The following is a 24,557-nucleotide window of genomic DNA, read 5'->3' as shown; positions in this document are numbered from 1 at the left end:
TTTGTATTGAGATTTATAATTTTTGTTGAAATGAATAATTCATTTTTTGAATTTCAATACAAGAATCAATTACTGGTTGAATTTTTTCTTTATGAATTAGATTTAGTTCTATTAATAGTATTAGCTGTGTTTGAAGTTCATAACTAGAACCATTGGCAATACTTAAAAAGTGTTTAAATTCTTTATTCGAATTTCTACCGGCCCCTTCTGCTATATTGGAAGGTATAGAAACGGAGCTACGTTTTACTTGGGATATTAAACCATATTTTTCGTCAGAAGACAATTCACTTAAAAGATCATACACGGATTTAGTCAATAAAATCGACTTTCTCCAAATTTTTAAATCTTCTATTTTATGCATTTGTCTGACTACTTAATACTGATATCCCAATTCTAGTTTATCTAGTTTCGTAATGGTTTTCCAGTTTTTAACATATGTTGGATCCGTTCCAAGGTTTTACGTTCCGTACAGAGTGATAAAAAGGCTTCCCGTTCCAAATCCAATAGATATTGCTCACTTACCAGGGTTGCCTCGGATAAGTCGCCACCAGCCATTACATAGGCCAGCTTGTTGGCAATTTTTTTGTCGTGTTCGGAAATATATTTTCCAACTTGCATAGCGTCTGTTCCTACCAAAAACATTCCTAAAGCTTGTTTACCTAATACTTTTACATCGGTACGTTTTGGAGGTTGTGTATACCCTGCTTCAGCCATTAGTTTGGCATGGGCTTTTGCTATCGCTAATTGTCGGTCTTTATTTACAACAACCACATCTTTCCCCTTTTGAAGAATACCCATATCAAAGGCCTCGTAAGCGGAAGTAGAAACTTTTGCCATGCCAATGGTCAAGAAATATTCTTGAAGCACGTTTAATTCTACGTCATTTTTTTTGAAAGTATCAGAAGCCCTCAAGGCCATTTCCTTGGAGCCACCTCCTCCAGGGATCACACCTACACCAAATTCTACCAGACCCATATAGGTTTCAGCTGCAGCTACTACCTTATCGGCATGCAACGAAAGTTCGCAACCTCCTCCCAAAGCCATGCCATGTGGTGCTGCAATGGTCGGGATAGATGAATATCGCATGCGCATCATGGTGTCCTGAAACATTTTTATGGCCATGTTCAATTCATCATATTCCTGCTCTACGGCCATCATAAATATCATTCCGATATTAGCGCCAACAGAAAAATTAGCGGCTTGGTTTCCGACCACCAATCCTTGGAAATCTTTTTCCGCAAGATCGATTCCTTTATTAAGTCCGGCCAAAACATCGCCACCTATGGTATTCATTTTGGATTGGAATTCTACATTTAAAATGCCGTCTCCCAAATCTTCAATAACCACACCGCTATTTTTAAATACCTCCTTGGTCTTTCGGATATTGTCCAATATGATAAAGGCATCCTGACCAGGAATTTTTTCCACTGTTTTTTTAGGGATATCATAATAGTATGTTGATCCCTCTTTTACGGCATAAAAAGAAGTGACGCTGGCAGCTTTCATTTCATGGACCCATGCAGCAGGCTCCAAACCTTCTGCCTTAATCATCTCCAATCCTTTTTCCAATCCAACGGCATCCCAGATCTGGAATGGACCGTGTTCCCATCCAAAACCAGCTTTCATGGCATCATCAATCTTATAAAGCTCATCGGTGATTTCTGGAATTCTATGCGATACATAAGCAAAGAGGGCAGCAAAACTTTTTCTGTAAAACTCACCTGCTTTGTCCTTACCGCTGACCAACACTTTAAATCTGTCAGCTACTCTATCTATGGTCTTGGTCAATTCCAAAGTGGCAAAACTTGCCCTTTTATTGGCCCTGTATTCCATTGTATTTAGATCTAGTGTCTTAATCTCACTTGATCCATCTGCATTTCTAGTTTTATTATAAAAACCTTGGCCTGTCTTACTTCCCAGCCAATTGTTTTTCATCATGGTGTCAATGAAGTCTGGTAATTTAAAAAGTTCCAAACGCTCATCTTTCTTGCAGTTATCATGAATCCCATTGGCAACATGTACCAAGGTATCCAAACCAACAACGTCTACCGTACGGAAAGTTGCCGACTTAGGGCGACCAATCACGGGACCTGTTAATTTATCTACTTCTTCAACGGTAAGGTCCATTTCCTTAACCATATGAAACAGACTCTGTATGCTGAATATCCCAATTCTATTTCCTATAAATGCTGGGGTATCCTTGGCAACAACAGAAGTCTTACCTAAGAACTTTTCACCGTAACCATTTAAGAAAGCCAATACCTCGGGCGAAGTATTTGGTCCGGGAATTATTTCAAACAACTTTAAATATCTCGCAGGATTAAAAAAGTGGGTACCACAAAAATGTTTCTGGAAGTCGTCACTTCTACCTTCACTCATAAATTTGATCGGTATCCCAGAAGTATTGGAGGTTATCAAAGTTCCCGGTGTTCTATACTTCTCTAAATTCTCAAAAACCTTCTTTTTGATATCCAATCGTTCTACAACAACTTCAATGATCCAATCTACCTTGCCCACCTTGGCAATGTCGTCCTCAAGGTTACCCGTTTGAATCCGACTTGCAAAATCTTGGTGATAAATAGGGGAGGGCTTGGACTTTAACGAGGAAGTTAGCGAATCGTTCACAAGTCTGTTGCGAACCACTTTATCTTCCAAGCTCAGTCCCTTGGCTTTTTCTTTATCGGTTAATTCTCTTGGTACAATGTCCAGTAACAATACCTCTACGCCAATATTTGCGAAATGGCACGCGATACCACTTCCCATAATACCAGAACCAATTACCGCTACCTTTTTAATATGCTTGTTCATCAATAAATAGAATTATTTGGTTGTTGAATTTTTTATATAGACTTTTTTTTCTGCAATCAATTTGTTGATTGAATCCGTTACCTCAAAAAAATGCTGAAGTTTTTCGTTTGGGATATTGAGCTTAACCACTTCATTGAAGCGCATGACCACCTCTTTTGATAATTTTCTTTTCTCTAAGCCTAGTGGGGTCAAATGAATAAGGACGCCCCTGCCATCTTCTGGGTTGGGTTTGCGCTCTATCAATCCTTTGGACTCAATACTCTTTATTATCCTAGAGAGTGAAGTTGCCTCCATTCCCATTTTTGGTCCTAAAGCAGTAGAAGGCGTACCGGTCTTTGGGTCAATGCTGAGCAACGTGAAACCTATAGCCATGGTAGTGTCATAGTTTTTAGCTTCTTCGTTATACATTTTGGTGACTGCCTGCCAGGTTGCTCTTAGTGCATAATCTACAGTAATGTCCTTCATTTAATTTTTGATAGATTACCAAATATAATAAAATTTATTATGCATGCATAATAAATTTTATTAAAAAATATAAATGAAGGGTAAAAAAATACCCCTAAAGCAATAGGGGTATTTAAGGGTGTGATTTAATTTATCTGGCATCTGGATTGCCATAGATCTCATGGTAAAGATTCAAATATTTTTCCTTTATTATTTTCCGCTTTAATTTTAGCGTCGGAGTTACATGGCCTCCTTCAATGGTCCAAGCTTCTGGAGTTAGGCGGAACTGCTTCACTTTTTCCCATTTGGCAAAATTTTCGTTGGCCAGGTCTACTTCTTCTTGGAATCTTTCAACAACCTTTTTATTGGTCACTAAGTCTTTATTGTCGCCAACTGTTATTTCGTGCAGCTTTGCCCAATTTCTAACAAATTCAAAATCGGGTTGAATTAGTGCGGCAGGCATTTTTTCTCCTTCGCCCACCACCATGATCTGTTCAATAAAGCGCGACTGTTTAAATCTGTTTTCCAAAAGTTGGGGTGCCACATATTTACCGCCGGAGGTTTTAAACATTTCTTTCTTACGGTCCGTGATTTTCAAAAACCCTTCTGAATCCAATTCACCAATGTCCCCCGTGTGGAAATAACCATCTATGAGTACCTCCTCGGTTTTTTCTGTTTCTTTATAATAACCGAGCATTACCTGTGGTCCTTTGACACAGATTTCTCCATCTTTGGCAATTTTTACTTCTGTACGTTCTATCAATTTCCCAACGGTACCAATCTTAAAACCACCATTGCGCATATCGTTCACCGAAACCACCGGAGATGTTTCCGTAAGACCATAGCCTTCCATAACCCCCATTTCGGCCGCATTGAAAATTCTGGCCAATCTAGGTTGTAAAGCTGCACTACCTGAAGCGATAAGATCTAAATTGCCCCCAAGTCCAGCCTTCCATTTGCTAAAAATAAGTTTGCGAGCCAAAGCTAATTTTTGTTCATAAAACCAACCATTTTGTCCATAGGGCTCATACTTCAATCCAACATCCACAGCCCAGAAGAACAGCTTCTTTTTGATACCACCCAGTTCTGTTCCCTTGGCAATTATTTTATCGTAAACCTTTTCCAAGAGCCTGGGAACGGCTGTCATAACATGAGGTTCGGTCTCTTTGAGGTTGTCACTGATCTTTTCAATTGATTCTGCGAAATAGATGCTTACACCTCTGTATTGGTAGAGGTACATGATCATTCTTTCATAAATATGGCATACCGGAAGAAAACTCAAAGCCTTGGCTTTTCCATCCATAATTGGAAATCGTTTTGAACTTTCTATAGCATTGCTCACAACGTTGTCATGGGACAACATAACCCCTTTGGGCCTTCCTGTAGTTCCTGAGGTATAGATCAATGTGGCAAGGTCATGTGGCTGTACTTGATCTTTTAAGGCGTCTACTTCAGCTTGGTTGGAAGTGTCGGCTCCTAATTCCAAGATTTCGTTCCAGTTTTTACAATCCGATATGGAGTCAAATGAGTAAACGTCCAATAAATGTGGTGTATCTCCTTTTACCGCTTTAACCTTATTATATACCTCGTTACAAGAGACGAAACAATATTTTGCTTCCGAATGGTTTAGTACATATTTATAATCTTCTTCTGAAATCGTAGGATATATAGGTACGTTTTGGGCACCCAACTGTAAGATACCAACATCCATGATATTCCATTCGGTCCTATTGCTCAATGAAATAACTGCGATCTTATCATTCGGTTTCACACCCAGTCTCAGTAGGGCACGACTAACCGTATTTGCTTTATCGATATATTCCTTGGTGGAAGTGGCAATCCATTCTCCATCATATTTGGTAACTAAGGACTTTTCTAAATTATATTTCTCCAATTGATAATAGGGAAAGTCAAAAAGGCGAGTGATTGTTTGCATATTTTTATCTAAACGTATTGCCAAATTAAGAAAAGGGAACGGTTTTTTAAAATGACATTCATATATTATAGGTTATAATATTAATGAATTCTTAGATTCCAACTAGTCCAATTGTGAAAATAATATCTCTTGGCTTTTCTAAGCCTTTAAATAAGAGGTGATTATATCTAACCTACTAAGACTGTAATTTTTTTTATCTATGGGCGTATTTTTTTTATTCCCCCGAAGAATAAACCACATTTAAGATCCATTTAATTGAAAAAGGCCGACGTTGAAACATCGGCCTTTTTGTACACCATCATTTTCTTAGAAAGAATATGACTAACTTTTCTTTTGTGTTTCTACCCACTTTCTTGCATTGACAAAAGCCTCCAACCATGGGGATACTTCGTCTTTTCTTCCTGCAGGATAGTGTGCCCAGTTCCATTGGAATATAGAACGTTCTATGTGGGGCATAGTTACTAAATGCCTTCCAGTTTTATCACAAAGCATAGCGGTATTGTAATCTGATCCATTGGGGTTGGCAGGATAGCCTTCATGACCGTAATTGGCTACGATCTCATAGTTCTCTTTCGACATTGGTAATTTAAATTTTCCTTCCCCATGTGAGATCCAAACTCCAAGATTGGCGCCTTCCAAAGAAGAAAGCATTACTGAATTGTTCTTTTGTATCTCTACTGATGTAAATCCACTTTCGTGTTTATTGGAATCGTTATAGGTCATCTTTCCATGTTCCTTATGATCTGGATTGATAAGATCCAGTTCCATAAATAGTTGACAACCATTACATATTCCTATGGATAAGGTATCAGGTCTGGAGAAGAATTTTTTAAGGGCCAAATTCGCTTTTTCATTGTATTTAAAGGCGCCTGCCCATCCTTTGGCACTTCCCAATACGTCCGAATTGGAGAAGCCTCCAACGGCACCAATAAATTGAATATCTTCTAAGGTTTCACGTCCTGAGATAAGATCGGTCATATGAACATCCTTTACGTCAAAACCAGCTAAATACATGGCATTTGCCATTTCGCGTTCAGAATTACTTCCCTTCTCCCTTAAAATAGCTGCCTTTGTTTTCGATTGACCGGGGACCTGTGATCCAACCAGATTTTTGAGACTTCCATCAAAATGAGATGGAAAATTATATCGTAAAGGTTGGTTTTTATAATTTTCGTATCGAACCTGAGCCAAGTTATTGGCGGTTTGTTTCCTGTCCAACAAATAGGAGGTTTTGAACCAGGTATCGCGAAGGGAATTGATATTTAATCCCATTTCAACGCTATTGTTTTTAATGGATAGGATAGCATCTTCTACTACTGAACCTATTTTGTGAAATGCCACTCCGGCATCTTTTAATACCTTTTCTATGGAAGCATCTTTTCCTTGAAAAACAATACCTGCATTTTCCGCAAATAATAATTTGATGGTATCTGATTCGTTCAGGCTGCTCAAATCCAACTTGGACCCCAATTGGGTATCGGCAAAACACAATTCCAAAAGGGTTGTGATGAGTCCACCTGATGCCACATCGTGACCTGCAATAATTTTACCTTCCCCGATTAAACGCTGAATGGTATTAAAAGTATTCTTGAAGTTTTCCGCATCTTTAACGGTTGGTGCTTCGTCCCCAATAGTATTGCGTATTTGGGCAAAGGATGAGCCGCCCAATTTGAAGTTGTCTTGGGATAAATTGATATAATAGATATCCCCACCATTTCTCTGTAAAACCGGTTCTACCACCTTGGTAATATCAGTACAGTGGGCTGCTGCTGAAATTATAACCGTTCCAGGAGATATTACCTCTGCGTTTTTATAACGTTGCTTCATGGAAAGAGAATCCTTTCCAGTGGGCACATTGATGCCCAATGCAATGGCAAAATCTGAAATCGCTTTCACGGCCTCATACAATCTTGCATCTTCCCCTTCATTTTTACAGGGCCACATCCAGTTGGCCGATAATGAAACCGATTGTAATCCATCTTTTATCGGTGCCCAGATAATATTGGTAAGCGCTTCGGCGATACTATTTCTACTACCAGCCGCCGGATTTATAAGGCCAGAAATGGGGGAGTGCCCTATGGAGGTTGCAATTCCTTCTTTCCCTTTATAATCCAAGGCCATTACCCCACAATTGTTCAAAGGTAACTGTAATGGTCCTGCACACTGTTGTTTGGCTACTTTTCCTCCAACACAACGGTCAACCTTATTGGTCAGCCAGTCTTTACAGGCTACGGCCTCCAGTTGTAGGACCTGACCCAAATACTCATGGAAATGTTCCAGGGAATACTCGGGGGATTTATATTTTCGATTGATGGTGGTATCGGTCATAATGGTCTTGGGAGAGCTTCCGAACATATCGGAAAGATCCAGATCCATTGGCTTTTCACCAGTAGTTTTTGATTGGAAGGTAAAGCGTTTATCGCCGGTAACGTCACCTACTTCGTACATTGGAGAACGTTCCCTATCTGCAATGCGATGAAGCATGTCCACATCTTTTTTTCCGATCACCAATCCCATTCGCTCTTGGGATTCATTACCGATAATTTCCTTTGCGGAAAGAGTAGGGTCACCCACGGGCAATTTGTCAAGATCAATGTTTCCTCCTGTGTCTTCCACTAATTCGGAAAGACAATTAAGGTGCCCGCCAGCACCGTGGTCATGAATGGATACAATAGGATTATGTTCACTTTCTACCAACCCACGTATGGCGTTTGCCGCACGTTTTTGCATTTCGGGATTGGAACGTTGTATGGCATTGAGCTCAATCGTAGATCCAAATTCACCGGTATCGGCACTGGAAACGGCTGCACCACCCATTCCGATCCGGTAGTTGTCACCACCAAGAATAACTATTTTATCCCCAATTTTAGGGGTGTCTTTAAGGGCTTGATCCATTTTTCCGTAACCAATACCGCCAGCTTGCATAATCACCTTGTCAAACCCTAAGGTCCTTGCATCTTCTTCATGTTCGAAGGTAAGGACAGAACCTACAATTAAGGGTTGTCCAAATTTATTGCCAAAATCAGAAGCACCATTAGATGCTTTGATCAGGATATCCATTGGGGTTTGGTATAACCAGTCCCGCTCTTTGATGGCTTTTTCCCAAGGTCTATTTTCTTCCAAACGGGAATAGGAGGTCATGTAAACTGCAGTTCCGGCCAATGGCAACGATCCTTTTCCACCTGCCAAACGGTCCCTGATCTCTCCTCCGGCACCTGTAGCGGCACCATTAAAAGGTTCTACAGTGGTGGGAAAATTGTGGGTCTCTGCCTTTAAAGAGATGACAGATTCAAAGTTGCTCTCCCCATAAAAATCTGGTTTATCCGCACTTTTTGGGGCAAATTGTACAACGGTTGGGCCTTTTACAAAAGCCACATTGTCCTTATAGGCAGATATAATGTCGCCTGGGTGTTCTTGAGATGTTTTTTTTATGAGTTTGAACAAGGAGGATGGTTTTTCAACCCCATCTATGACGAAAGTCCCATTGAAAATTTTATGTCTGCAATGTTCTGAGTTGACCTGACTGAATCCAAAAACCTCTGAATCTGTTAGTTTTCGACCAATTTTATTGGACATTTGGTCCAAATAATCTACTTCTTCACTACTTAATGCCAAGCCTTCCTGTTCATTATAGGCCGCTATATCATCGATTTCCAAGACTGCTTCAGGCTCAATTTTTACCGAAAAAATATCCTGGGTCAAGGCGCTGTACTTTTGTAAAAGCATAGGGTCAAAATCCGAGGAATCTTTATCTGAGGCCTTGAATTCTTCAATCCTAATAATGCCAGAAACACCCATATTTTGAGTTATTTCCGTTGCATTTGTACTCCAAGGCGTTATCATAGCTGCTCTTGGGCCAACAAAAAAGGCGTCTAGAGACGCCGTGTTTATTTGAGGTTGGTTGCCGAACAACCAGGTCAATTTAGAGATGTCTTCTTTAGAAAGCGCAGTATTGCTCTGAACTGCAAAAACTTTGGTATTTATGTCCCCGAAAAAATGAATCATGGAATTCGAAAATTGTTTGTTTAACAAGGCACAAATTTACATTTTTTATGTGTAAATGCCGGTCAGAAAATTGAACACTTATAAGCACTAATTGTTAATTAATGAATCGAATGAAGCTAAGATGGGTGTATTCCATTAAAAGGTTAGAAATATTTCTAATTGAAAAAGAAGATTGGCTAAATAAATTGAAATAAATCTAAAAGCGAATGTTGAACATAAATTATTTAAATTTAGAATCAACTTAAGCACTGTATATGAAACATTATTTTAAAAAGTCAACGAGCGGATTGCTACTTATCCTATTTATTGGTATTGTAAATTTTGGTTTTTCCCAAAAGAAATATTCTGATAAACAGGTGGAAAAATTAAAAGTCGAAGCCGCCCAAATTGTTCAGGCCAATTATAAACGGGCCCAGGTCATGGTCGATAAAGTATTCAGTTTTTCGGAACTTGGTTTTCAGGAAATAGAATCTTCCAGATATTTGACAGGATTGCTAAAAGAAAATGGTTTTGAGATTGAAAATTCCATTTCTGGGATTCCTACCGCTTGGTTTGCTAGATGGAGCAATGGCGAAGGACCTGTAATTGCCCTGGGTAGTGATGTGGACTGTATTCCAAAGGCATCCCAGTATCCGGGCGTTGCCTATCATAAGCCTATAGTTGATGGTGCCCCGGGACATGGGGAAGGCCACAATTCAGGCATCCCCTTAAATATCACATCTGCTTTAGCTGTAAAGCAGCTAATGGAACGGGAGAACATAAAAGGCACTTTGGTTATTTGGCCGGGTATTGCCGAAGAATTGGTGGCAGCCAAGGCCTGGTATGTAAGGGATGGCCTGTTTGATAATATCGACATGTGCATTTTTACGCATGTGGGGGACAATCTTGAAGTTTCCTGGGGCCCGACAAAAGGAACAGGTCTCATCTCAGTGGAATACTCTTTTGAAGGAGAGGCTGCCCATTCGGCAGGATCCCCATGGAGGGGGCGTAGTGCTTTGGACGCCGCGGAGCTAATGAACATTGGTTGGAATTATAAAAGGGAGCACCTGCATCCCTTAAAAAGGTCACACTCAATATTTACAGATGCAGGAGATCAACCAAATGTAGTGCCTTCCAAGGCTTCCATCTGGTATTACTTTAGGGATATTACTTACGAAGGCATCATGGAAATGTACAAGGAGGCCAATAACATTGCAGAAGGTGCAGCCTTGATGACAGGTACTAAAGTGACTTCAAAGGTATTAGGAACGGCATGGCCGAGACATTACAATAAGGTGATTGCCGAGAGCATGTATTCCAATATTCAAAAAATTGGCATGCCAACCTGGTCAGAGGCCGATCAAACTTTGGCCAAGGCCGTGCAAAAGGAGGTGAATTCAGATAAATTGGAGGGCCTAAACACGGTCCTGGATCCTTTAGGGCTACCAGTGGAAGAGCCTGTTAGTGGAGGTTCCGACGATATAGGCGATGTTTCCTGGAAGGTGCCAACCGTTACCTTGCGCTTTCCTTCCAATATACCAGGATTGCAAGGGCACCATTGGAGCAATGCCATCGCCATGGCCACACCTATAGCCCATAAGGGAGTTGTGGCAGGGGCACAAGCAGAGGCGATGACTATTTTAGATTTTTTGCTCAAGCCGGTTCTATTGACGAAGGCATGGGATTATTTCAATAACGAACAGAGCAAAGAAACCAAATACCAACCCATGATCACGGAAGCCGATATGCCACCGAGCTATCTAAATCAGGACAAAATGGAAAAATATAGACCTCAATTGGAACAATTTTATTTTGATGAGGATAAATACGATACGTATCTAGAGCAACTCGGGGTAAGTTATCCAACCCTAAAAGAGTAGGTTAAGAATTGTAACAACACATAAAAACAAAAAAGGTATAACCGCGGTTATACCTTTTTTGTTTTAAAATGGATTGGTTCTATTTCCGTTGTAATAAGGCCATGTAGAAGCCATCATAACCTTCAACGGAGGCATAAACGTTCTTATCCCTTATTAAGATAAAATCTTTTCCTTCTTCAGATTCCAAAAATGTCTTTACTTGTTCTTTATTTTCCTGTGGTAGGATAGAACAGGTTGCGTATACCAATTTACCTCCTGGTTTTACCATTTTACTGTAATCACTGAGGATTTGTTTTTGCGTAGCGATAACTTTTTCCAAGAAATCGGGCTGCATTTTCCATTTGGCATCGGGATTCCTTCTCAATACCCCCAAGCCAGTACATGGTGCATCAATGAGCACCCTATCGGCGCTATTGTGCAGTTTTTTGATGACCTTGGTAGAATCTATTTCCCTTGTCTCTACGTTGTGTGCTCCGGCACGTTTGGCGCGTCTTTTGAGTTCAGAAAGTTTGCGTGAGTATATGTCAAGGGCAATAAGCTGACCTTTGTTTTCCATTAGTGCTGCCAAATGAAGGGTTTTGCCTCCGGCACCTGCACAGGTATCAATGACCCTCTGGCCTGGTTTTACATCTAAAAATTCAGCTACTAATTGGGAAGATGCATCCTGAACCTCAAATAAACCTTCTTTAAAGGCATCGGTGGTAAATACATTGCTACGCTCCTTCAACTTTAATGCACTTGGATAGCCTTTGATAAATTCTGTATCTACATTGAGTTCCAATAGGATATCGTGCAATTTTATAGGCGTTGTTTTTAGCGTATTTGCCCTTAAAACAACATCGGCCTGCTGGTTTAAGGCATGTAATTCTTTGGTCCACAACTCTTCTCCCAAGGCTTCTTCACCCAATTCATCCAACCAGTCTGGCACAGACTCCCTAAATTTTCTGATTTTTGAAAGTTCATCAAACTTTCCTTTTATCCTACGTGTCGGAGTTGGCTCTATCTGTTTCCAATCAGGAAGTTCTATTCCTCTCAAAACAGCCCAAACCGCCCAAATGCGAAATAAATCTGGTCTATTGAATGGCGCCTTTACTTCGGCAATTTCCGTGTATAATCGCTTCCATCGTACAATGTCATACGTGGTTTCAGCTATGAATGCCCTATCTCTAGCTCCCCATCGCTTATCGTACTTCAATACCTTTTCCACCACCTTGTCTGCATACTCATTCTCGTTAAAGATAAAGTTCAACGCATCAATAACCCCAAATACTAGATTTCTATGTAATCGCATTCCAAAAAATTAAGGATGCAAAGGTATTGTTTTAGAAGGGAATCCGTTTATTTTTGATGAAATTTATACCTATGAAATATTTATCAGTAATAATTGGACTTTTGTTTCTTGTTTCCTGTGATGAAAAGCCCAAATCCCTTCAATTTAAATCGGTTACGATAGATACTATGTATGAGGATTCCTTGAGTATCCGTGCCATTGAACTCATGGATGGCAGTTTAGCCTTTGTGGCCGATAAAGGTACGTTCGGGTCAGTAGATTTAAAAAAGGGCATTGTAAGAACCAAGGTGCAAACCTATGATAGTATTCTCCCACAGTTTAGGGCCGTGGCTCATACGGCGACCGACTTTTTTATGCTATCAGTATCTAATCCGGCATTGCTATACAAGACCGGAGATCAGGGGGATATGGATTTGGTATACAAGGAAGAGGATGAAAAGGTATTTTATGATGCTATGAAGTTTTGGAACGATAAGGAAGGCCTTGCCGTGGGCGATAGTATGGACGGATGTATGTCTATTATCATCACTAGGGATGGAGGCAAAACATGGAGGAAAATTCCTTGTAGCGAGTTGCCGAAAGCTAGCGAAGGAGAAGGGGCCTTTGCCGCCAGTAATACAAACATAGATATGATAGGGGATAACACGTGGCTGGCAACTACCAAGGGAAATATCTATTATTCCCAGGATAAGGGAAAAACATGGGAAGTTTTCACCACCCCTATGCTCAAAGACAAGGAAACCGAAGGAATCTATTCCATTGCTTTCTTTGACTCAAAATTAGGGGTTGCGATTGGTGGGGATTATACCAAGCCAGAAAATAAGATTGCCAATAAAGCGCTCACCAAGGATGGAGGTAAAACTTGGCAATTGGTGGCTGACGGTAAAGAACCTGGCTATATGAGCTGTGTTCAATTTGTTCCCAACGGAGCTGGTTTGGATATGGTAGCTGTTGGTTTTAACGGTATCTCCTACTCGGGAGATATGGGGGCAAACTGGAAAAAACTGTCCGATGAACCATTTTATACCCTACGCTTTTTAAATGATTCCATAGCCTACGCAGCAGGAAGTGGACGAATAGCAAAATTAACGTTTAAGTAAAATGCAGATTAACAAAAAACCTTGGCTAGACCTAGGTTTTTTGTTAATTGTTTCGTTGTTTTTGGCGGTACATCTGCATCAATTTACGCTTAAAATCGTCTTCACTCTGGATGAGCAATAATGTTTTTTTGCTGGAGAGTACATTCTTAAGTTTGTTGAACAAACGTTTGTAAGAATCTTGTTTCTCTTTTTCCAGGGAGGTATACAAACCCAAAAGATCATCGGCTTCTTGTTCCGATAGGGTATTGGCCTTCTTTATCTTATAGCGTACCTGTGACCATTCTTTTACCCTAATGTCCTCCATATTAGATTCATGCTCATTGTAAATAGGCCAAAACAATTGTGCTTCTTTACTGCTGAGGTCCAATCGTTCTGTGATAAAGGCTACTTTTAGCGCTTTTATTTTCTCCCTATCTGGTCTATCCTGTGCAAAGGAAGCAACTGTGAGAAAAAGTAATAGCCCTAACGTCGCAATATATTTGTTAATATTCATCGTTCTCTAGATTTAAATCTTCAAAAATGTCAATATTGTCATTTAGGTAATCGGCAATGTTTTCATCTTTTATTTCATTTTGCATCATATCCTGGATATGTATGTCATCAATCGGCATTATTTCCGCGATTTCATAAGAGCTCATTCCATAATCATTGAATTCAAAATAGGATTCTATATCCGAAACAGCAAGATCATCAAAAGTATATGTTTCCTCCTTTTTCCATTGTATACCAATGATCAAAAGCAAAGATGCGGCCACTGCTATCGCCGTAAAATAATATTTTCTATAAGGATGAAGCGGAATTACTTTTGACTCCTCTTCTTTTAATTTGGAAAGAATGTTTCGGTTCAGCCCTTCAAAATACCCTTCCGGAACTTCAAATCCTTCATTTTTGGGTATGATCGTGCTTTCATCCTTCAATTTATCCAAAAGAGAATCGCTCAACCCTTCAAAGTATCCTTCTGGAGTTTTAAAACCACTATGTTTATCTTTCTTTTTCATTCCTTTAGTTTGACCTTCAATACTTTAAAAGGTTTAATCGTTTTTTAAAAATGCCTCTATTTTCTTAGATGCCAAATGATAGGATGCTTTTAAGGCTCCTACAGAAGTATCTAAAATCTCTGAAATTTCTTCGTATTTCAATTCCTCAAAATACTTCATATTAAATACCAATTTCTGTTTATCAGGAAGCTCAGCGATGGCCTTTTGAAGTTTTAACTGTATATCTTCTCCTTCAAAATAAACATCTGCCCGTAAATTATCCACTATTTGAGCCTGAAGTTCCACACTTGTAATCCCCATTTTTTTGGATTTGGCCTTTAAAAAGCTCAATGCCTCATTGGTCGCAATTCTATACATCCAGGAGAAAAGCTTGCTGTCCCCTTTAAAACCATCGATATTTTTAAAGACCTTAATAAAGGTATTCTGCAATACATCATCCGTATCGTCATGGTTCAGTACTATTCTGCGTATATGCCAATAAAGTCGCACTTTGTAGGTATTGACCAATACCTCAAAAGCATGGGATTGGGTGTCCTTGTCCTTTAACTGGTCTACTAAAGATGCTTCTGATATCAAAAAGTGGTTGTTTACATTTAACTATATGACGCTATATTTCAGAAATGGTTTAATTGCCATCAAAAACATTCTCTCTATTTTCCTTTAAACGCGGTCTTATATATTATGCATCAAATGACTGCATGTTCACTAATTTTTTGTAAACTCCATTAGATTCTAGGAGCTCTATATGTGAGCCCTGTTCAACTATCTCTCCTTTTTGCAACACTATGATCGTATTTGCATTTTGAATGGTGGACAAGCGATGGGCAATGACTATGGAGGTTCTGTTCTTCATCATTTTTTCCAGTGCGTCCTGTACCAATCGTTCACTTTCCGTATCCAAGGCAGAAGTTGCTTCATCCAATATCATTAGGGGAGGGTTCTTAAGTACAGCCCTTGCAATGGACAATCGTTGCTTTTGTCCTCCGCTTAACTTGTTTCCGCTGTCCCCAATATTAGTGCCATAACCGTTAGGAAGTTGTGTAATAAATTCGTGGGCATTTGCAATCTTTGCTGCCTCAATTATTTCCTCATCCGTAGCATTTTCTTTTCCCAGTCCAATGTTGTTACGAACAGTATCATTGAACAAAATGGAATCTTGTGTTACTAGTCCCATTAAATTGCGGAGAGAGTTTTTGGTGAGATGCTTTATATCGGTATCGTCTATTTTAATAATGCCTTCGTTCACATCGTAAAAGCGCGTCACTAGGTTTGCTATGGTACTTTTTCCACTTCCCGACTGACCTACTAGAGCAACGGTGTGTCCCTTTGGGACCGTGAGATTGAAGTTTTTAAGGACATATTCATCCTCGTATTTAAAGGATACATTTTCAATGGACACTCCACTCTCAAAAGTGCTTTTGTGGATAGGATTCTCAATCTCCCCGATAGGATTTTCGGTTTCCAAAATTTCCAATACGCGTTCAGCTGCTGCATCACCTTTTTTAACACCGTAAGAGGCTTTGCTGATCGCTTTTGCGGGAGTAAGGATGTTGTAGGCCAATCCCATATAGGCTATAAAGGAGGAGGCATCTAGGGTTTTGTCTATCAACACCATTTTTCCACCAAACCATAGTAAAACACCAATGACCAAAATCCCTAAGAATTCCCCTGTTGGGGAGGCCAGGTTTTGCCTATTGAGCAATTTATTGGAGAAATCAAAAAAGCGATATGTGGACGTATTGAAGGTTTTCTGGAATTTGGATTCCGCATTAAATGCCTTAATGACTCGTAGCCCCCCTAAGGTTTCCTCTACAATGGATAGAAATTCCCCGGACTCTTTCTGGACACGGTCCGATTTCTTTTTTAATGATTTTCCTATTCTGGAAATGATCATGCCCGCTAAGGGAATAAAAATAAATACGAACAGGGTGAGCTTGGTACTGATCCCAAACATGATTATTATGGTAAATATAATGGTAAGCGGTTCCCTGACTATTAATTCCAAAACGGAAAGAAAGGAATGCTGAATTTCAAGTACATCAGAGGTAATCCTGGCTATTACATCCCCTTTTCTCTTTTCTGAATAGTAAGAAATAGGCAGCTCCACAATTTTCTGGTACATTTTGTTCCTGATATCCTTTAAAACCCCATTCCTTAGAAAGGTGATATAATACATGGCCAGGTAATTGAAGAAATTCTTCATTAGGAACAGGATCAATACCAATCCAATGACCAATACCAGCCCTTTCATTTCATCATTCCCAGAATACGCGGTAACCCTGAAATTGATATATTCCTGTAAATAATCCTTCAAATGACCCAAATCTGTATACGTGGGTTCCTCAAAAACCTTTTTATCCTGTTTAAAGAGCACATCCAACATGGGGATAAGAGCGGCAAAAGACAGGGCACTAAAAAGCGCATAAAGAATATTAAAGAATATATTTAAGTAGCCATATTTCTGATAAGGCTTGGCAAACCGAAGGATTTTTTTAAAATACTCCATTAATTGAGGTTCAGTTCTTTTAAGATTCTGTTGATCTTTTCGTCCAATTGGGCATCCACCTTTTTAAAATCACTTGCCTTATCCAGGGTTGCATTGATGCTGAAATAGAATTTTATTTTAGGCTCCGTTCCGCTGGGTCTGGCAGCCATAATTGTCCCGTCCTCGGTGGTATAGATCAATACATTGGATTTAGGGATGTCTATAGTTGTAGTCTCACCGGTCACCATATTTTTTTTGGTGGATGTATTGTAATCGTCCACAAAAATAACCTTGGATCCGTCTATGGACTGTACAGGATTGTTTTTGTAATCTATCATCATCTGTTTTATTTCCTGGGCCCCAGTGATTCCCTTTTTGGTCAAGGAAACCAATTTCTCCTTATAGAAACCAAAATCCACATAACAATCTATCAAATCCTCGTAGAAAGAACTGCCATTGGCTTTGGCATTAGCGCCAATTTCACAGGCCAAGAGGGTAGCGGTAACGGCGTCCTTGTCACGAACAAAATCGCCCACCATAAATCCAAAACTTTCTTCCCCTCCACCAACAAAGTGCTGGTTTGGAAAATCCTTGATCATTTTAGCGATCCACTTGAATCCCGTTAAAGCAGTCTTGCACTCTACGCCATAGGCATCTGCCAAGGCGGGCATCATAGGGGTAGATACAATGGTGGAGGCTATAAATTCATTGCCTTCCATTCCTTGGGCCTTGCGCTGATCCAATAAAAATTTGGTCATTAGCACCATGGTCTGGTTCCCGTTCAACAATTCCATTTTGCCTTCTAGGTTTCTCACTGCGATGCCCAATCGGTCACTATCTGGATCGGTGCCCACTACCATATCTGCGCCAATTTCTTCGGCCTTTTCTATCGCCATGTTCAAGGCCTCCGGTTCTTCAGGGTTTGGAGATTTAACTGTTGGAAAGTTTCCATCAGGTATCGCCTGCTCTTCAATAATGGTCACATTTTTGTAACCAGCCCTTTTTAAAACTTCGGGGATGGCAGTTATAGACGTACCGTGTAAAGAAGTGAAAACAATTTTAAAATCATCTTTCCCCCTGGCGTTAAAGTTTCCATTTTTTACGGATGCTGAGATAAAAGCCTCATCAACCTCTTTATCTATCAATTGGATCAAGTTCTCATCGGCCTCGAATTTAATATCCTCGAAAGATAATTTATTGATCTCTGAGATAATCTCTCCATCCTGAGGGGGAACAATTTGTCCGCCGTCTGTCCAATACACTTTATACCCGTTGTATTCCGGTGGATTATGGGAAGCTGTTAAAACGATGCCCGCATGGCAGTTCAAATATTTTACTGCGAAAGATAGGGCAGGGGTGGTCCTTAATTCAGAGAACAAAAATACCTTAATGCCGTTGGCTGCAAATACATCTGCTACCGTTTTGGCCAAGGTGTCGCTATTGTGTCTGCAATCATAGGCGATCACTACTTTTAGGGTCTCATTTGGGTACACCTTTTTAAGATAGTTGCTCAATCCTTGGGTGTTTTTCCCCAAGGTATATTTGTTGATCCTATTGGTGCCAACGCCCATTACGCCCCTCATACCCCCAGTGCCAAATTCCAGGTCTTTGTAAAACCGGTCCTTTAGTTCTTCAGTATTTGTCTGTATAAGATTTTCTATTTCTTTTTTCGTATCGGCATCAAAAAAATCGGTTAACCAACTTTTTGCGGTGTTGAGTATGGAATCCATGTGTTTGTTACTATTTTAAGGTGTATTTAAAATTACAAAGAATATTACTTTAATCTTTGATTAGGTTCAATTCTTCTGAGATGGTATAGCGGGTTTCGTTCTTTCGGTTTCGAACCATTATTTCACCCAGGAAACCAGCTAAAAATAACTGGGTACCTATGATCATAGCGGTTAGAGCGATAAAAAACTGTGGGCGTTCCGCAATCAGTCGCCCTGTGGGGTGAATAAAAAGTTTATCAATCCCAAGGTAGGTTGCAAAGCCAAGACCTATGATAAACATCATTACTCCGAGGGCCCCGAAAAGGTGCATGGGACGCTTGCCAAATTTTGATACGAACCATATAGTGATTAAATCAAGAAATCCGTTGATGAAGCGTTCCATGCCAAATTTTGTTTTGCCGTATTTTCTGGCTTGGTGCTGCACAATTTTTTCCCCAATCCTGGAAAACCCTGCACTTTTGGCCAATACTGGAATGTAGCGGTGCATTTCTCCGGAAACCTCAATATTTTTTACCACCTCTTTTTTGTAGGCCTTTAGGCCACAATTAAAATCATGGAGTTTTACCCCTGAGGTTCTTCTCGCTGCCCAATTGAACAACTTGGAAGGCAAGTTTTTGGAGAGAATGGAATCATATCTCTTTTTTTTCCACCCTGAGACCAGATCATAATTTTCCTCTTTGATGAGTTTGTATAATTCGCTGATTTCTTCTGGATTATCCTGTAGATCGGCATCCATAGTAATAATCACATCACCTTTTGCAGCTTTAAAACCGGCGTGTAAGGCTTGCGATTTGCCAAAGTTTTTTAAAAATCGGATCCCTTTTACACAAGGATTTGTTCGGGAAAGCTCTGAGATGACATTCCAAGAAGTATCAGTGCTTCCATCATCTATAAACAGAATTTCGTATAAAAAATGATTGGATTGCATTACTTGCACAATCCAATCATGTAGTTCTTTTAGTGATTCTTCTTCGTTAAGTAAGGGAATTACTATGCTTATATTCATTTGGTACCGCTGAGAATAATTTCAAAAGTACAAATTACTGATTAGTTTCTGTCTTTTTTAGAATTAATGCGGGAATTAATGAATATATAAATCCAAATACGATGCTGAACAATAACCCGAACAGAATTTGCATCAGGGGAGTTCTGAATGATTCACCCATTTTAAGTTGGGCATCGATCTGATCACTGGTCATTCCGGCCTCAATCATGGTGCCCTTTTGGAATTCGATGGCTTTGTCCATCATTTCTGGATCTATGACCCCTTGCATTATTTGATTCATAATGATACCTATAACACCTGCGACCAAGCTAATGCCAACACCGACTTTTAGTCCTTGCCCAAAGGACATAAACCCGTTGTTTGCCTTTTTAAACTGTATCATTCCCAGGACAATTACGGCCAGGGAGAGAATAACGGTAACCCCTATGACCATGCCCCCGCCTTGGTAATGCATATCCATGGAATAAAGCATTAAAGCGAAGACCACACTAATACCTCCTAATAAGGCTCCGTAATTCAAAGCAAATTTCCCTGTGTTCGGTTTGTTATTTTCCATTTTTTATAGTTTTATGGTTGTTTGCTATTAGTAGTAAATCATCTATTTTTGTTACAAGTAATAATTATTTTTTTATTTTGATTTTTTTTTCAATTTAAATTGTTGTTTTCGGAAAAATCCTTAAATTTGCAGCTCTAAAAATTGAGAGTATCTAAGTTTTTTTACCATGAAGAAAGGAATACACCCAGAGAATTATAGATTAGTAGCTTTTAAGGATATGTCTAACGAAGACGTGTTTCTAACTAAATCTACAGCAGAGACCAAAGAAACTTTAGAAGTTGATGGTGTTGAATATCCAGTAGTGAAAATGGAAATTTCAAGAACATCACATCCATTTTATACCGGAAAGGCTAAATTGGTGGATACTGCTGGTCGTATTGACAAGTTCAAAAACAAATACAAGAAGTTCAGCAAAGAGTAAATTTTTGCATTACAATTTATATAGTCACGCCCCGATGTTCATCGAGGCGTGACTTTTTTTATTTTTACAAAAAAATAAACCATGAATTACATTCTTTTCGACGGTACGGTACGAAATGCCTTGTTGCCGTTTACCTTTACAAGGCCAGTAGCAGAAATTAGGATCGGGATTTTGACCATAAGGGAAAAATGGGAGAAATTCTTGGGCTTCACCACTACAACCATCACCGAAGAGTACCTGTCCGAAAAGTATCCCATGGTGGAACTTGAAGAAAATATTTTAATTAATGCTTCCTTTTTACCCAACGAAGTGTTGGTGGAAATGGTTAAAAACCTAAAGCCAAACGAGGCTATCTTTCAAAAGGAGGAAATTATCGCTTTTTACGCCCTGGAATCACAGGAAGATCCTGATTTTTCTAAATACACAGCAATAGAATACGAAGGCGACATTTTGAGAATAGAACATACCTGGGATATATTTTCCAAAAATGGAAAAGCCATGGAAGCCGATTTCAAAATATTGACCGAAGGCAGAAAAAGTGCTCCTATCTCCAAAACAAACACTGTATTTAATCCAAAGAACATATTCTTGGAAGAAGGTGCCAAGGTAGAGTGCAGCATACTTAATGCCAATGATGGACCAATTTATATTGGAAAGGATGCGGAGGTTATGGAAGGCTGTATCATCAGGGGTGGTTTTGCCCTTGGAGAACATGCAGTTGTTAAAATGGGTGCCAAGATATATGGTCCTACTACGGCCGGACCACATTGTCGCATCGGAGGAGAGGTGAACAATTCCGTTCTTTTTTCCTATTCCAACAAGGGGCATGACGGGTTTCTCGGAAATGCCGTTTTGGGAGAATGGTGCAATATTGGAGCTGACTCCAATAATTCAAATTTGAAAAATAATTATGAGCCCGTGCGCTTGTGGAGTTATGAGACAGAGGGATTTGCAAAAACCGGACTTCAATTTTGCGGTTTAATGATGGGAGACCACAGTAAGTGCGGTATCAATACCATGTTCAACACAGGAACCGTGATCGGAGTAAGTGCAAATATTTTTGGATCGGGATTTCCGAGAAATTTTGTCCCTAGCTACAGTTGGGGAGGTGCTTCCGGTTTTACGACCTATCTGCCCAAAAAAGCCTTTGAGACCGCCAGAATAATGATGGAAAGAAGGGGAGTTGAATTCAATGAAATAGAGGCCGATATTTTAAATCACGTTTTTGAGGAGACAAAGAAATGGCGTAAGGATTAAGAAGACGTACCTAATCATCTAGTTGACTATAGCACTGTTTTACAAAACAGACATTTGTTGGTATATTTGCATGCCTAAAAGTTTCACCTCTTGTTAGGGTGATTTAATTAGAATATTGGGCAGATTATAAGAATTGGACCATGAAAAAGAAAGTAGCATTTTATACGTTGGGTTGTAAACTTAACTTTTCAGAGACATCAACCATTGCCAGGGGTTTTGAAGATGAGGGCTTCCAGCGCGTAGACTTTTCTGAAATGGCCGATATGTACGTGATCAATACGTGTTCGGTAACAGAAAATGCTGACAAACGGTTCAAGAATATTGTAAAACAGGCACAGAAGGTAAATCCGGATGCCTTTGTGGCGGCTATTGGTTGCTATGCACAATTGAAACCAGAACAGCTTGCTGCAGTAGATGGTGTTGATCTGGTCTTAGGGGCTACTGAAAAATTCAAGATTACAGATTATATCAACGACCTTTCTAAAAATGATTTTGGAGAAATACATTCTTGTGAAATAGAGGATGCAGATTTTTATGTAGGGAGTTATGCCATTGGCGATAGGACCAGGGCATTTTTAAAGGTGCAGGACGGCTGTGATTATAAATGTACCTATTGTACCATCCCTTTGGCACGGGGTATTTCAAGAAGTGACACCCTGCAAAATGTATTGGATAATGCGGCAGAAATTTCCGCTCAGGGTATCAAGGAAATTGTTCTTACGGGAGTTAATATTGGGGATTATGGAAAAGGTGAATTTGGTAATAAAAAGCACGAGCATACGTTTTTAGATCTAGTAAAAGCCTTGGATACCGTAGAAGGGATCCATAGGTTACGGATTTCATCTATTGAGCCAAATCTGCTCAAAAATGAAACCATAGATTTTGTTTCCAAGAGCAATACATTTGTTCCCCATTTTCATATTCCATTGCAAAGTGGTAGTGATGCCATTTTGAAATTGATGAGAAGAAGATACCTCACCAATCTTTATATAGATCGTGTCGCCCAAATAAGAAGAACAATGCCCGATGCATGTATTGGGGTTGATGTTATTGTAGGATTTCCTGGAGAGACCAACGAGCACTTTTTGGAAACCTATCATTTTCTAAATGAATTGGACATTTCTTACCTGCACGTATTCACGTATTCTGAAAGGGATAATACCGTTGCCGCGGAAATGGAGGGAGTTGTTCCTAAAAATGTTCGCAACAAACGCAGTAAAATGCTCAGGGGCCTATCCGTTAAAAAGAGACGCGCTTTTTATGAGAGCCAAATTGGAACCCATAGAACGGTTTTGTTCGAAGGGGAGAACAAGGAAGGTTATATACATGGATTTACAGAGAACTATGTTAAAGTAAGAACACCCTGGGATCCTGCTTTGGTGAATACCCTGTGTGATATACGCCTTACTGAAATTGATGAAGAAGGGATGGTGCGTTTTGAGTTTGTAGCATCGGAAGTAAGTTTATAAAAAAAAAAGCCTCTCAGATGAGAGGCTTTTGAATTTTTTAAATCCGAATTCCAACGGGTAGCATTTCTTTATACTGCCTGTTTTTTCTTAAAAATCCTGCGATTTCCGGACTTGTGGGGACCACCCTTAAGTTATTCTCTTGGATGTTGTTCAAAACAGCTTTAATAAAATCTTCCTTAAAACCCTCTTTCGTAATCTCCTCTGGGATTACCAATTTTGTCAAAAAAACTTTACGCTCTTGTGAAGAATACTCAATTTTAGCTAATTTGCCGTCAATTGTAGTTTCAAATTGGCGCAAGAAGCTATTGTCCTTAATTAATACTTCATTCATATAGTGTGATATTTAATTGCGTAAGAATGTAATTGTGAAGTTTTCAAAATTGCTTCAAATTAATTGTGTTAAAATCAATATTCGGAATGAAAAATTATAATTGCGGCAACAAAATTACAAAAATTTTGGCTAAATTCCTAGCTTATTATTCACAAGCAAGGATAAGCCAAGACCTATGATCCATGTATATTTTATGCCAGGGATGGCAGCTAATTCCTCTATTTTCAATCAGATCAATTTACCCTCCGATACTTTTGAACAACATGTGTTGGACTGGTTTGTTCCGGATAAGGGCATGAGCCTGTCGGAATACGCTAAAGCAATGTGTACTAGGATCGAGCATAATGATGTTGTTTTGGTTGGCGTTTCATTTGGAGGAATGTTGGTACAGGAAATGGCTAAGCATATTTCGGTAAGAAAGGTCATTGTAGTATCCAGCGTTAAGCGAACAGCAGAACTTCCAAAGCGCATGGTGTTTGCCAAATACACCGGAATACATAAATTGTTGCCTACGGGTTTGGTGAACAATGTTGAACTGTTGGCAAAATATGCCTTTGGAGAAACCGTGACAAAAAGATTGGAATTATATGAGCAGTACCTCTCCGTTAGGGACAAGTACTACATAGATTGGTCCATAGACCAAATTGTAAATTGGAAGCAAAATGAATGTCCCCCAAATGTGGTACATATTCACGGAGAAAAGGATAACGTCTTCCCTATTCATCACATTAAAGATTGCATTCCTGTTAAAAATGGAACGCACACCATGATCATTCATAGATATAGGTGGTTTAATGAGCACTTACCTAAAATTATTTTAGAAAATGGACGTTCTATTTAATACCTTTAATACATTAAACA

Annotated in this window: 20 protein-coding genes; 6 read left to right on the top strand and 14 right to left on the bottom strand. The window is 39.5% G+C overall.

The features are described from left to right. Positions 1-13: 13 nt before the first annotated feature. From SB49_RS05940 to purL, 5 genes are all read right to left on the bottom strand, one after another. A complete protein-coding gene (locus SB49_RS05940; protein ID WP_062054762.1) occupies positions 14-361 on the bottom strand; it encodes a four helix bundle protein in 348 nt (115 codons plus the stop codon). Between the two features lie 41 nt (positions 362-402). After that, positions 403-2,808: a 3-hydroxyacyl-CoA dehydrogenase/enoyl-CoA hydratase family protein gene (locus SB49_RS05935; RefSeq protein WP_062054760.1), complete on the bottom strand. Its 2,406-nt coding sequence runs from the start codon at positions 2,806-2,808 to the stop codon at positions 403-405. A 12-nt stretch (positions 2,809-2,820) separates the two neighbouring features. Beyond that, positions 2,821-3,273: a MarR family winged helix-turn-helix transcriptional regulator gene (locus SB49_RS05930; RefSeq protein ID WP_062054758.1), complete on the bottom strand. Its 453-nt coding sequence runs from the start codon at positions 3,271-3,273 to the stop codon at positions 2,821-2,823. Between the two features lie 130 nt (positions 3,274-3,403). Then, on the bottom strand, positions 3,404-5,188 hold the full coding sequence (locus tag SB49_RS05925; protein WP_062054756.1) for an AMP-dependent synthetase/ligase: 1,785 nt from the start codon (positions 5,186-5,188) through the stop codon (positions 3,404-3,406). A gap of 321 nt (positions 5,189-5,509) precedes the next feature. Next, on the bottom strand, positions 5,510-9,193 hold the full coding sequence (gene purL, locus SB49_RS05920; RefSeq protein WP_062054754.1) for a phosphoribosylformylglycinamidine synthase: 3,684 nt from the start codon (positions 9,191-9,193) through the stop codon (positions 5,510-5,512). A 254-nt stretch (positions 9,194-9,447) separates the two neighbouring features. Between purL and SB49_RS05915 the strand changes: the two genes are divergently transcribed. Then, positions 9,448-11,052 (top strand): amidohydrolase, encoded by a 1,605-nt coding sequence (locus SB49_RS05915; protein WP_062054752.1) that lies wholly within the window; start codon positions 9,448-9,450, stop codon positions 11,050-11,052. A 79-nt stretch (positions 11,053-11,131) separates the two neighbouring features. Here the strand turns inward: SB49_RS05915 and SB49_RS05910 are convergent, their stop codons facing one another. Beyond that, positions 11,132-12,343: an RsmB/NOP family class I SAM-dependent RNA methyltransferase gene (locus SB49_RS05910; RefSeq protein ID WP_062054750.1), complete on the bottom strand. Its 1,212-nt coding sequence runs from the start codon at positions 12,341-12,343 to the stop codon at positions 11,132-11,134. A gap of 71 nt (positions 12,344-12,414) precedes the next feature. Between SB49_RS05910 and SB49_RS05905 the strand changes: the two genes are divergently transcribed. Continuing rightward, entirely contained in the window at positions 12,415-13,443 is a 1,029-nt protein-coding gene (locus tag SB49_RS05905) for a WD40/YVTN/BNR-like repeat-containing protein (protein WP_062054748.1), read from the top strand. Between the two features lie 43 nt (positions 13,444-13,486). Here the strand turns inward: SB49_RS05905 and SB49_RS05900 are convergent, their stop codons facing one another. The 7 genes from SB49_RS05900 to SB49_RS05870 all read right to left on the bottom strand — a co-directional run bounded on the left by SB49_RS05900 (position 13,487) and on the right by SB49_RS05870 (position 20,218). Further along, positions 13,487-13,936, bottom strand: a complete 450-nt coding sequence (locus tag SB49_RS05900; RefSeq protein WP_062054746.1) for a hypothetical protein — start codon at positions 13,934-13,936, stop codon at positions 13,487-13,489. Beyond that, the gene (locus tag SB49_RS05895) at positions 13,926-14,441 is read right to left on the bottom strand and encodes a hypothetical protein (RefSeq protein WP_062054744.1); all 516 of its coding nucleotides are present in this window, start codon (positions 14,439-14,441) and stop codon (positions 13,926-13,928) included. The genes SB49_RS05900 and SB49_RS05895 overlap by 11 nt, the downstream gene beginning before the upstream one ends. Positions 14,442-14,474: 33 nt before the next feature. Next, positions 14,475-15,017: an RNA polymerase sigma factor gene (locus SB49_RS05890; protein ID WP_062054742.1), complete on the bottom strand. Its 543-nt coding sequence runs from the start codon at positions 15,015-15,017 to the stop codon at positions 14,475-14,477. A 103-nt stretch (positions 15,018-15,120) separates the two neighbouring features. Further along, positions 15,121-16,947, bottom strand: a complete 1,827-nt coding sequence (locus SB49_RS05885) for an ABC transporter ATP-binding protein (protein WP_062054740.1) — start codon at positions 16,945-16,947, stop codon at positions 15,121-15,123. Then, a complete protein-coding gene (locus SB49_RS05880) occupies positions 16,947-18,656 on the bottom strand; it encodes a phospho-sugar mutase (RefSeq protein WP_062054738.1) in 1,710 nt (569 codons plus the stop codon). The genes SB49_RS05885 and SB49_RS05880 overlap by 1 nt, the downstream gene beginning before the upstream one ends. A gap of 49 nt (positions 18,657-18,705) precedes the next feature. Continuing rightward, positions 18,706-19,662: a glycosyltransferase family 2 protein gene (locus tag SB49_RS05875; RefSeq protein WP_062054736.1), complete on the bottom strand. Its 957-nt coding sequence runs from the start codon at positions 19,660-19,662 to the stop codon at positions 18,706-18,708. A gap of 34 nt (positions 19,663-19,696) precedes the next feature. Continuing rightward, positions 19,697-20,218 carry a DUF4199 domain-containing protein gene (locus tag SB49_RS05870; protein WP_062054734.1) on the bottom strand — a complete coding sequence of 174 codons (522 nt, stop codon included), beginning with the start codon at positions 20,216-20,218 and terminating at the stop codon, positions 19,697-19,699. Between the two features lie 166 nt (positions 20,219-20,384). On the opposite strand from SB49_RS05870, the gene SB49_RS05865 reads away from it, so the two are divergent. The 3 genes from SB49_RS05865 to mtaB all read left to right on the top strand — a co-directional run bounded on the left by SB49_RS05865 (position 20,385) and on the right by mtaB (position 23,365). After that, the gene (locus SB49_RS05865; RefSeq protein WP_062054732.1) at positions 20,385-20,639 is read left to right on the top strand and encodes a type B 50S ribosomal protein L31; all 255 of its coding nucleotides are present in this window, start codon (positions 20,385-20,387) and stop codon (positions 20,637-20,639) included. 81 nt (positions 20,640-20,720) lie between these two features. Then, positions 20,721-21,896 (top strand): GlmU family protein, encoded by a 1,176-nt coding sequence (locus SB49_RS05860; protein ID WP_062054731.1) that lies wholly within the window; start codon positions 20,721-20,723, stop codon positions 21,894-21,896. Between the two features lie 140 nt (positions 21,897-22,036). After that, positions 22,037-23,365, top strand: a complete 1,329-nt coding sequence (gene mtaB / locus SB49_RS05855) for a tRNA (N(6)-L-threonylcarbamoyladenosine(37)-C(2))-methylthiotransferase MtaB (protein ID WP_062054729.1) — start codon at positions 22,037-22,039, stop codon at positions 23,363-23,365. A gap of 37 nt (positions 23,366-23,402) precedes the next feature. Here the strand turns inward: mtaB and SB49_RS05850 are convergent, their stop codons facing one another. Next, a complete protein-coding gene (locus SB49_RS05850; protein ID WP_062054727.1) occupies positions 23,403-23,696 on the bottom strand; it encodes a GNAT family N-acetyltransferase in 294 nt (97 codons plus the stop codon). 175 nt (positions 23,697-23,871) lie between these two features. On the opposite strand from SB49_RS05850, the gene SB49_RS05845 reads away from it, so the two are divergent. Then, positions 23,872-24,537: an alpha/beta fold hydrolase gene (locus SB49_RS05845; RefSeq protein WP_062054725.1), complete on the top strand. Its 666-nt coding sequence runs from the start codon at positions 23,872-23,874 to the stop codon at positions 24,535-24,537. The last annotated feature ends 20 nt before the right edge of the window (positions 24,538-24,557 follow it).

This window comes from Sediminicola sp. YIK13, from assembly GCF_001430825.1.
Lineage (GTDB): Bacteria > Bacteroidota > Bacteroidia > Flavobacteriales > Flavobacteriaceae > Sediminicola.
This window is presented reverse-complemented; position numbering and strand designations above follow the sequence as displayed.

Bases quoted from the DNA above. Each gene is read 5' to 3' on its own strand.
- SB49_RS05850 (WP_062054727.1), bottom strand. From the start codon at position 23,696: ATGAATGAAGTATTAATTAAGGACAATAGCTTCTTGCGCCAATTTGAA.
- SB49_RS05925 (WP_062054756.1), bottom strand. From the start codon at position 5,188: ATGCAAACAATCACTCGCCTTTTTGACTTTCCCTATTATCAATTGGAG.
- SB49_RS05930 (WP_062054758.1), bottom strand. From the start codon at position 3,273: ATGAAGGACATTACTGTAGATTATGCACTAAGAGCAACCTGGCAGGCA.
- SB49_RS05940 (WP_062054762.1), bottom strand. From the start codon at position 361: ATGCATAAAATAGAAGATTTAAAAATTTGGAGAAAGTCGATTTTATTG.
- SB49_RS05900 (WP_062054746.1), bottom strand. From the start codon at position 13,936: ATGAATATTAACAAATATATTGCGACGTTAGGGCTATTACTTTTTCTC.
- SB49_RS05875 (WP_062054736.1), bottom strand. From the start codon at position 19,662: ATGAATATAAGCATAGTAATTCCCTTACTTAACGAAGAAGAATCACTA.
- purL (WP_062054754.1), bottom strand. From the start codon at position 9,193: ATGATTCATTTTTTCGGGGACATAAATACCAAAGTTTTTGCAGTTCAG.
- mtaB (WP_062054729.1), top strand. From the start codon at position 22,037: ATGAAAAAGAAAGTAGCATTTTATACGTTGGGTTGTAAACTTAACTTT.
- SB49_RS05935 (WP_062054760.1), bottom strand. From the start codon at position 2,808: ATGAACAAGCATATTAAAAAGGTAGCGGTAATTGGTTCTGGTATTATG.
- SB49_RS05905 (WP_062054748.1), top strand. From the start codon at position 12,415: ATGAAATATTTATCAGTAATAATTGGACTTTTGTTTCTTGTTTCCTGT.
- SB49_RS05870 (WP_062054734.1), bottom strand. From the start codon at position 20,218: ATGGAAAATAACAAACCGAACACAGGGAAATTTGCTTTGAATTACGGA.
- SB49_RS05845 (WP_062054725.1), top strand. From the start codon at position 23,872: ATGATCCATGTATATTTTATGCCAGGGATGGCAGCTAATTCCTCTATT.
- SB49_RS05880 (WP_062054738.1), bottom strand. From the start codon at position 18,656: ATGGATTCCATACTCAACACCGCAAAAAGTTGGTTAACCGATTTTTTT.
- SB49_RS05860 (WP_062054731.1), top strand. From the start codon at position 20,721: ATGAATTACATTCTTTTCGACGGTACGGTACGAAATGCCTTGTTGCCG.
- SB49_RS05895 (WP_062054744.1), bottom strand. From the start codon at position 14,441: ATGAAAAAGAAAGATAAACATAGTGGTTTTAAAACTCCAGAAGGATAC.
- SB49_RS05915 (WP_062054752.1), top strand. From the start codon at position 9,448: ATGAAACATTATTTTAAAAAGTCAACGAGCGGATTGCTACTTATCCTA.
- SB49_RS05865 (WP_062054732.1), top strand. From the start codon at position 20,385: ATGAAGAAAGGAATACACCCAGAGAATTATAGATTAGTAGCTTTTAAG.
- SB49_RS05885 (WP_062054740.1), bottom strand. From the start codon at position 16,947: ATGGAGTATTTTAAAAAAATCCTTCGGTTTGCCAAGCCTTATCAGAAA.
- SB49_RS05910 (WP_062054750.1), bottom strand. From the start codon at position 12,343: ATGCGATTACATAGAAATCTAGTATTTGGGGTTATTGATGCGTTGAAC.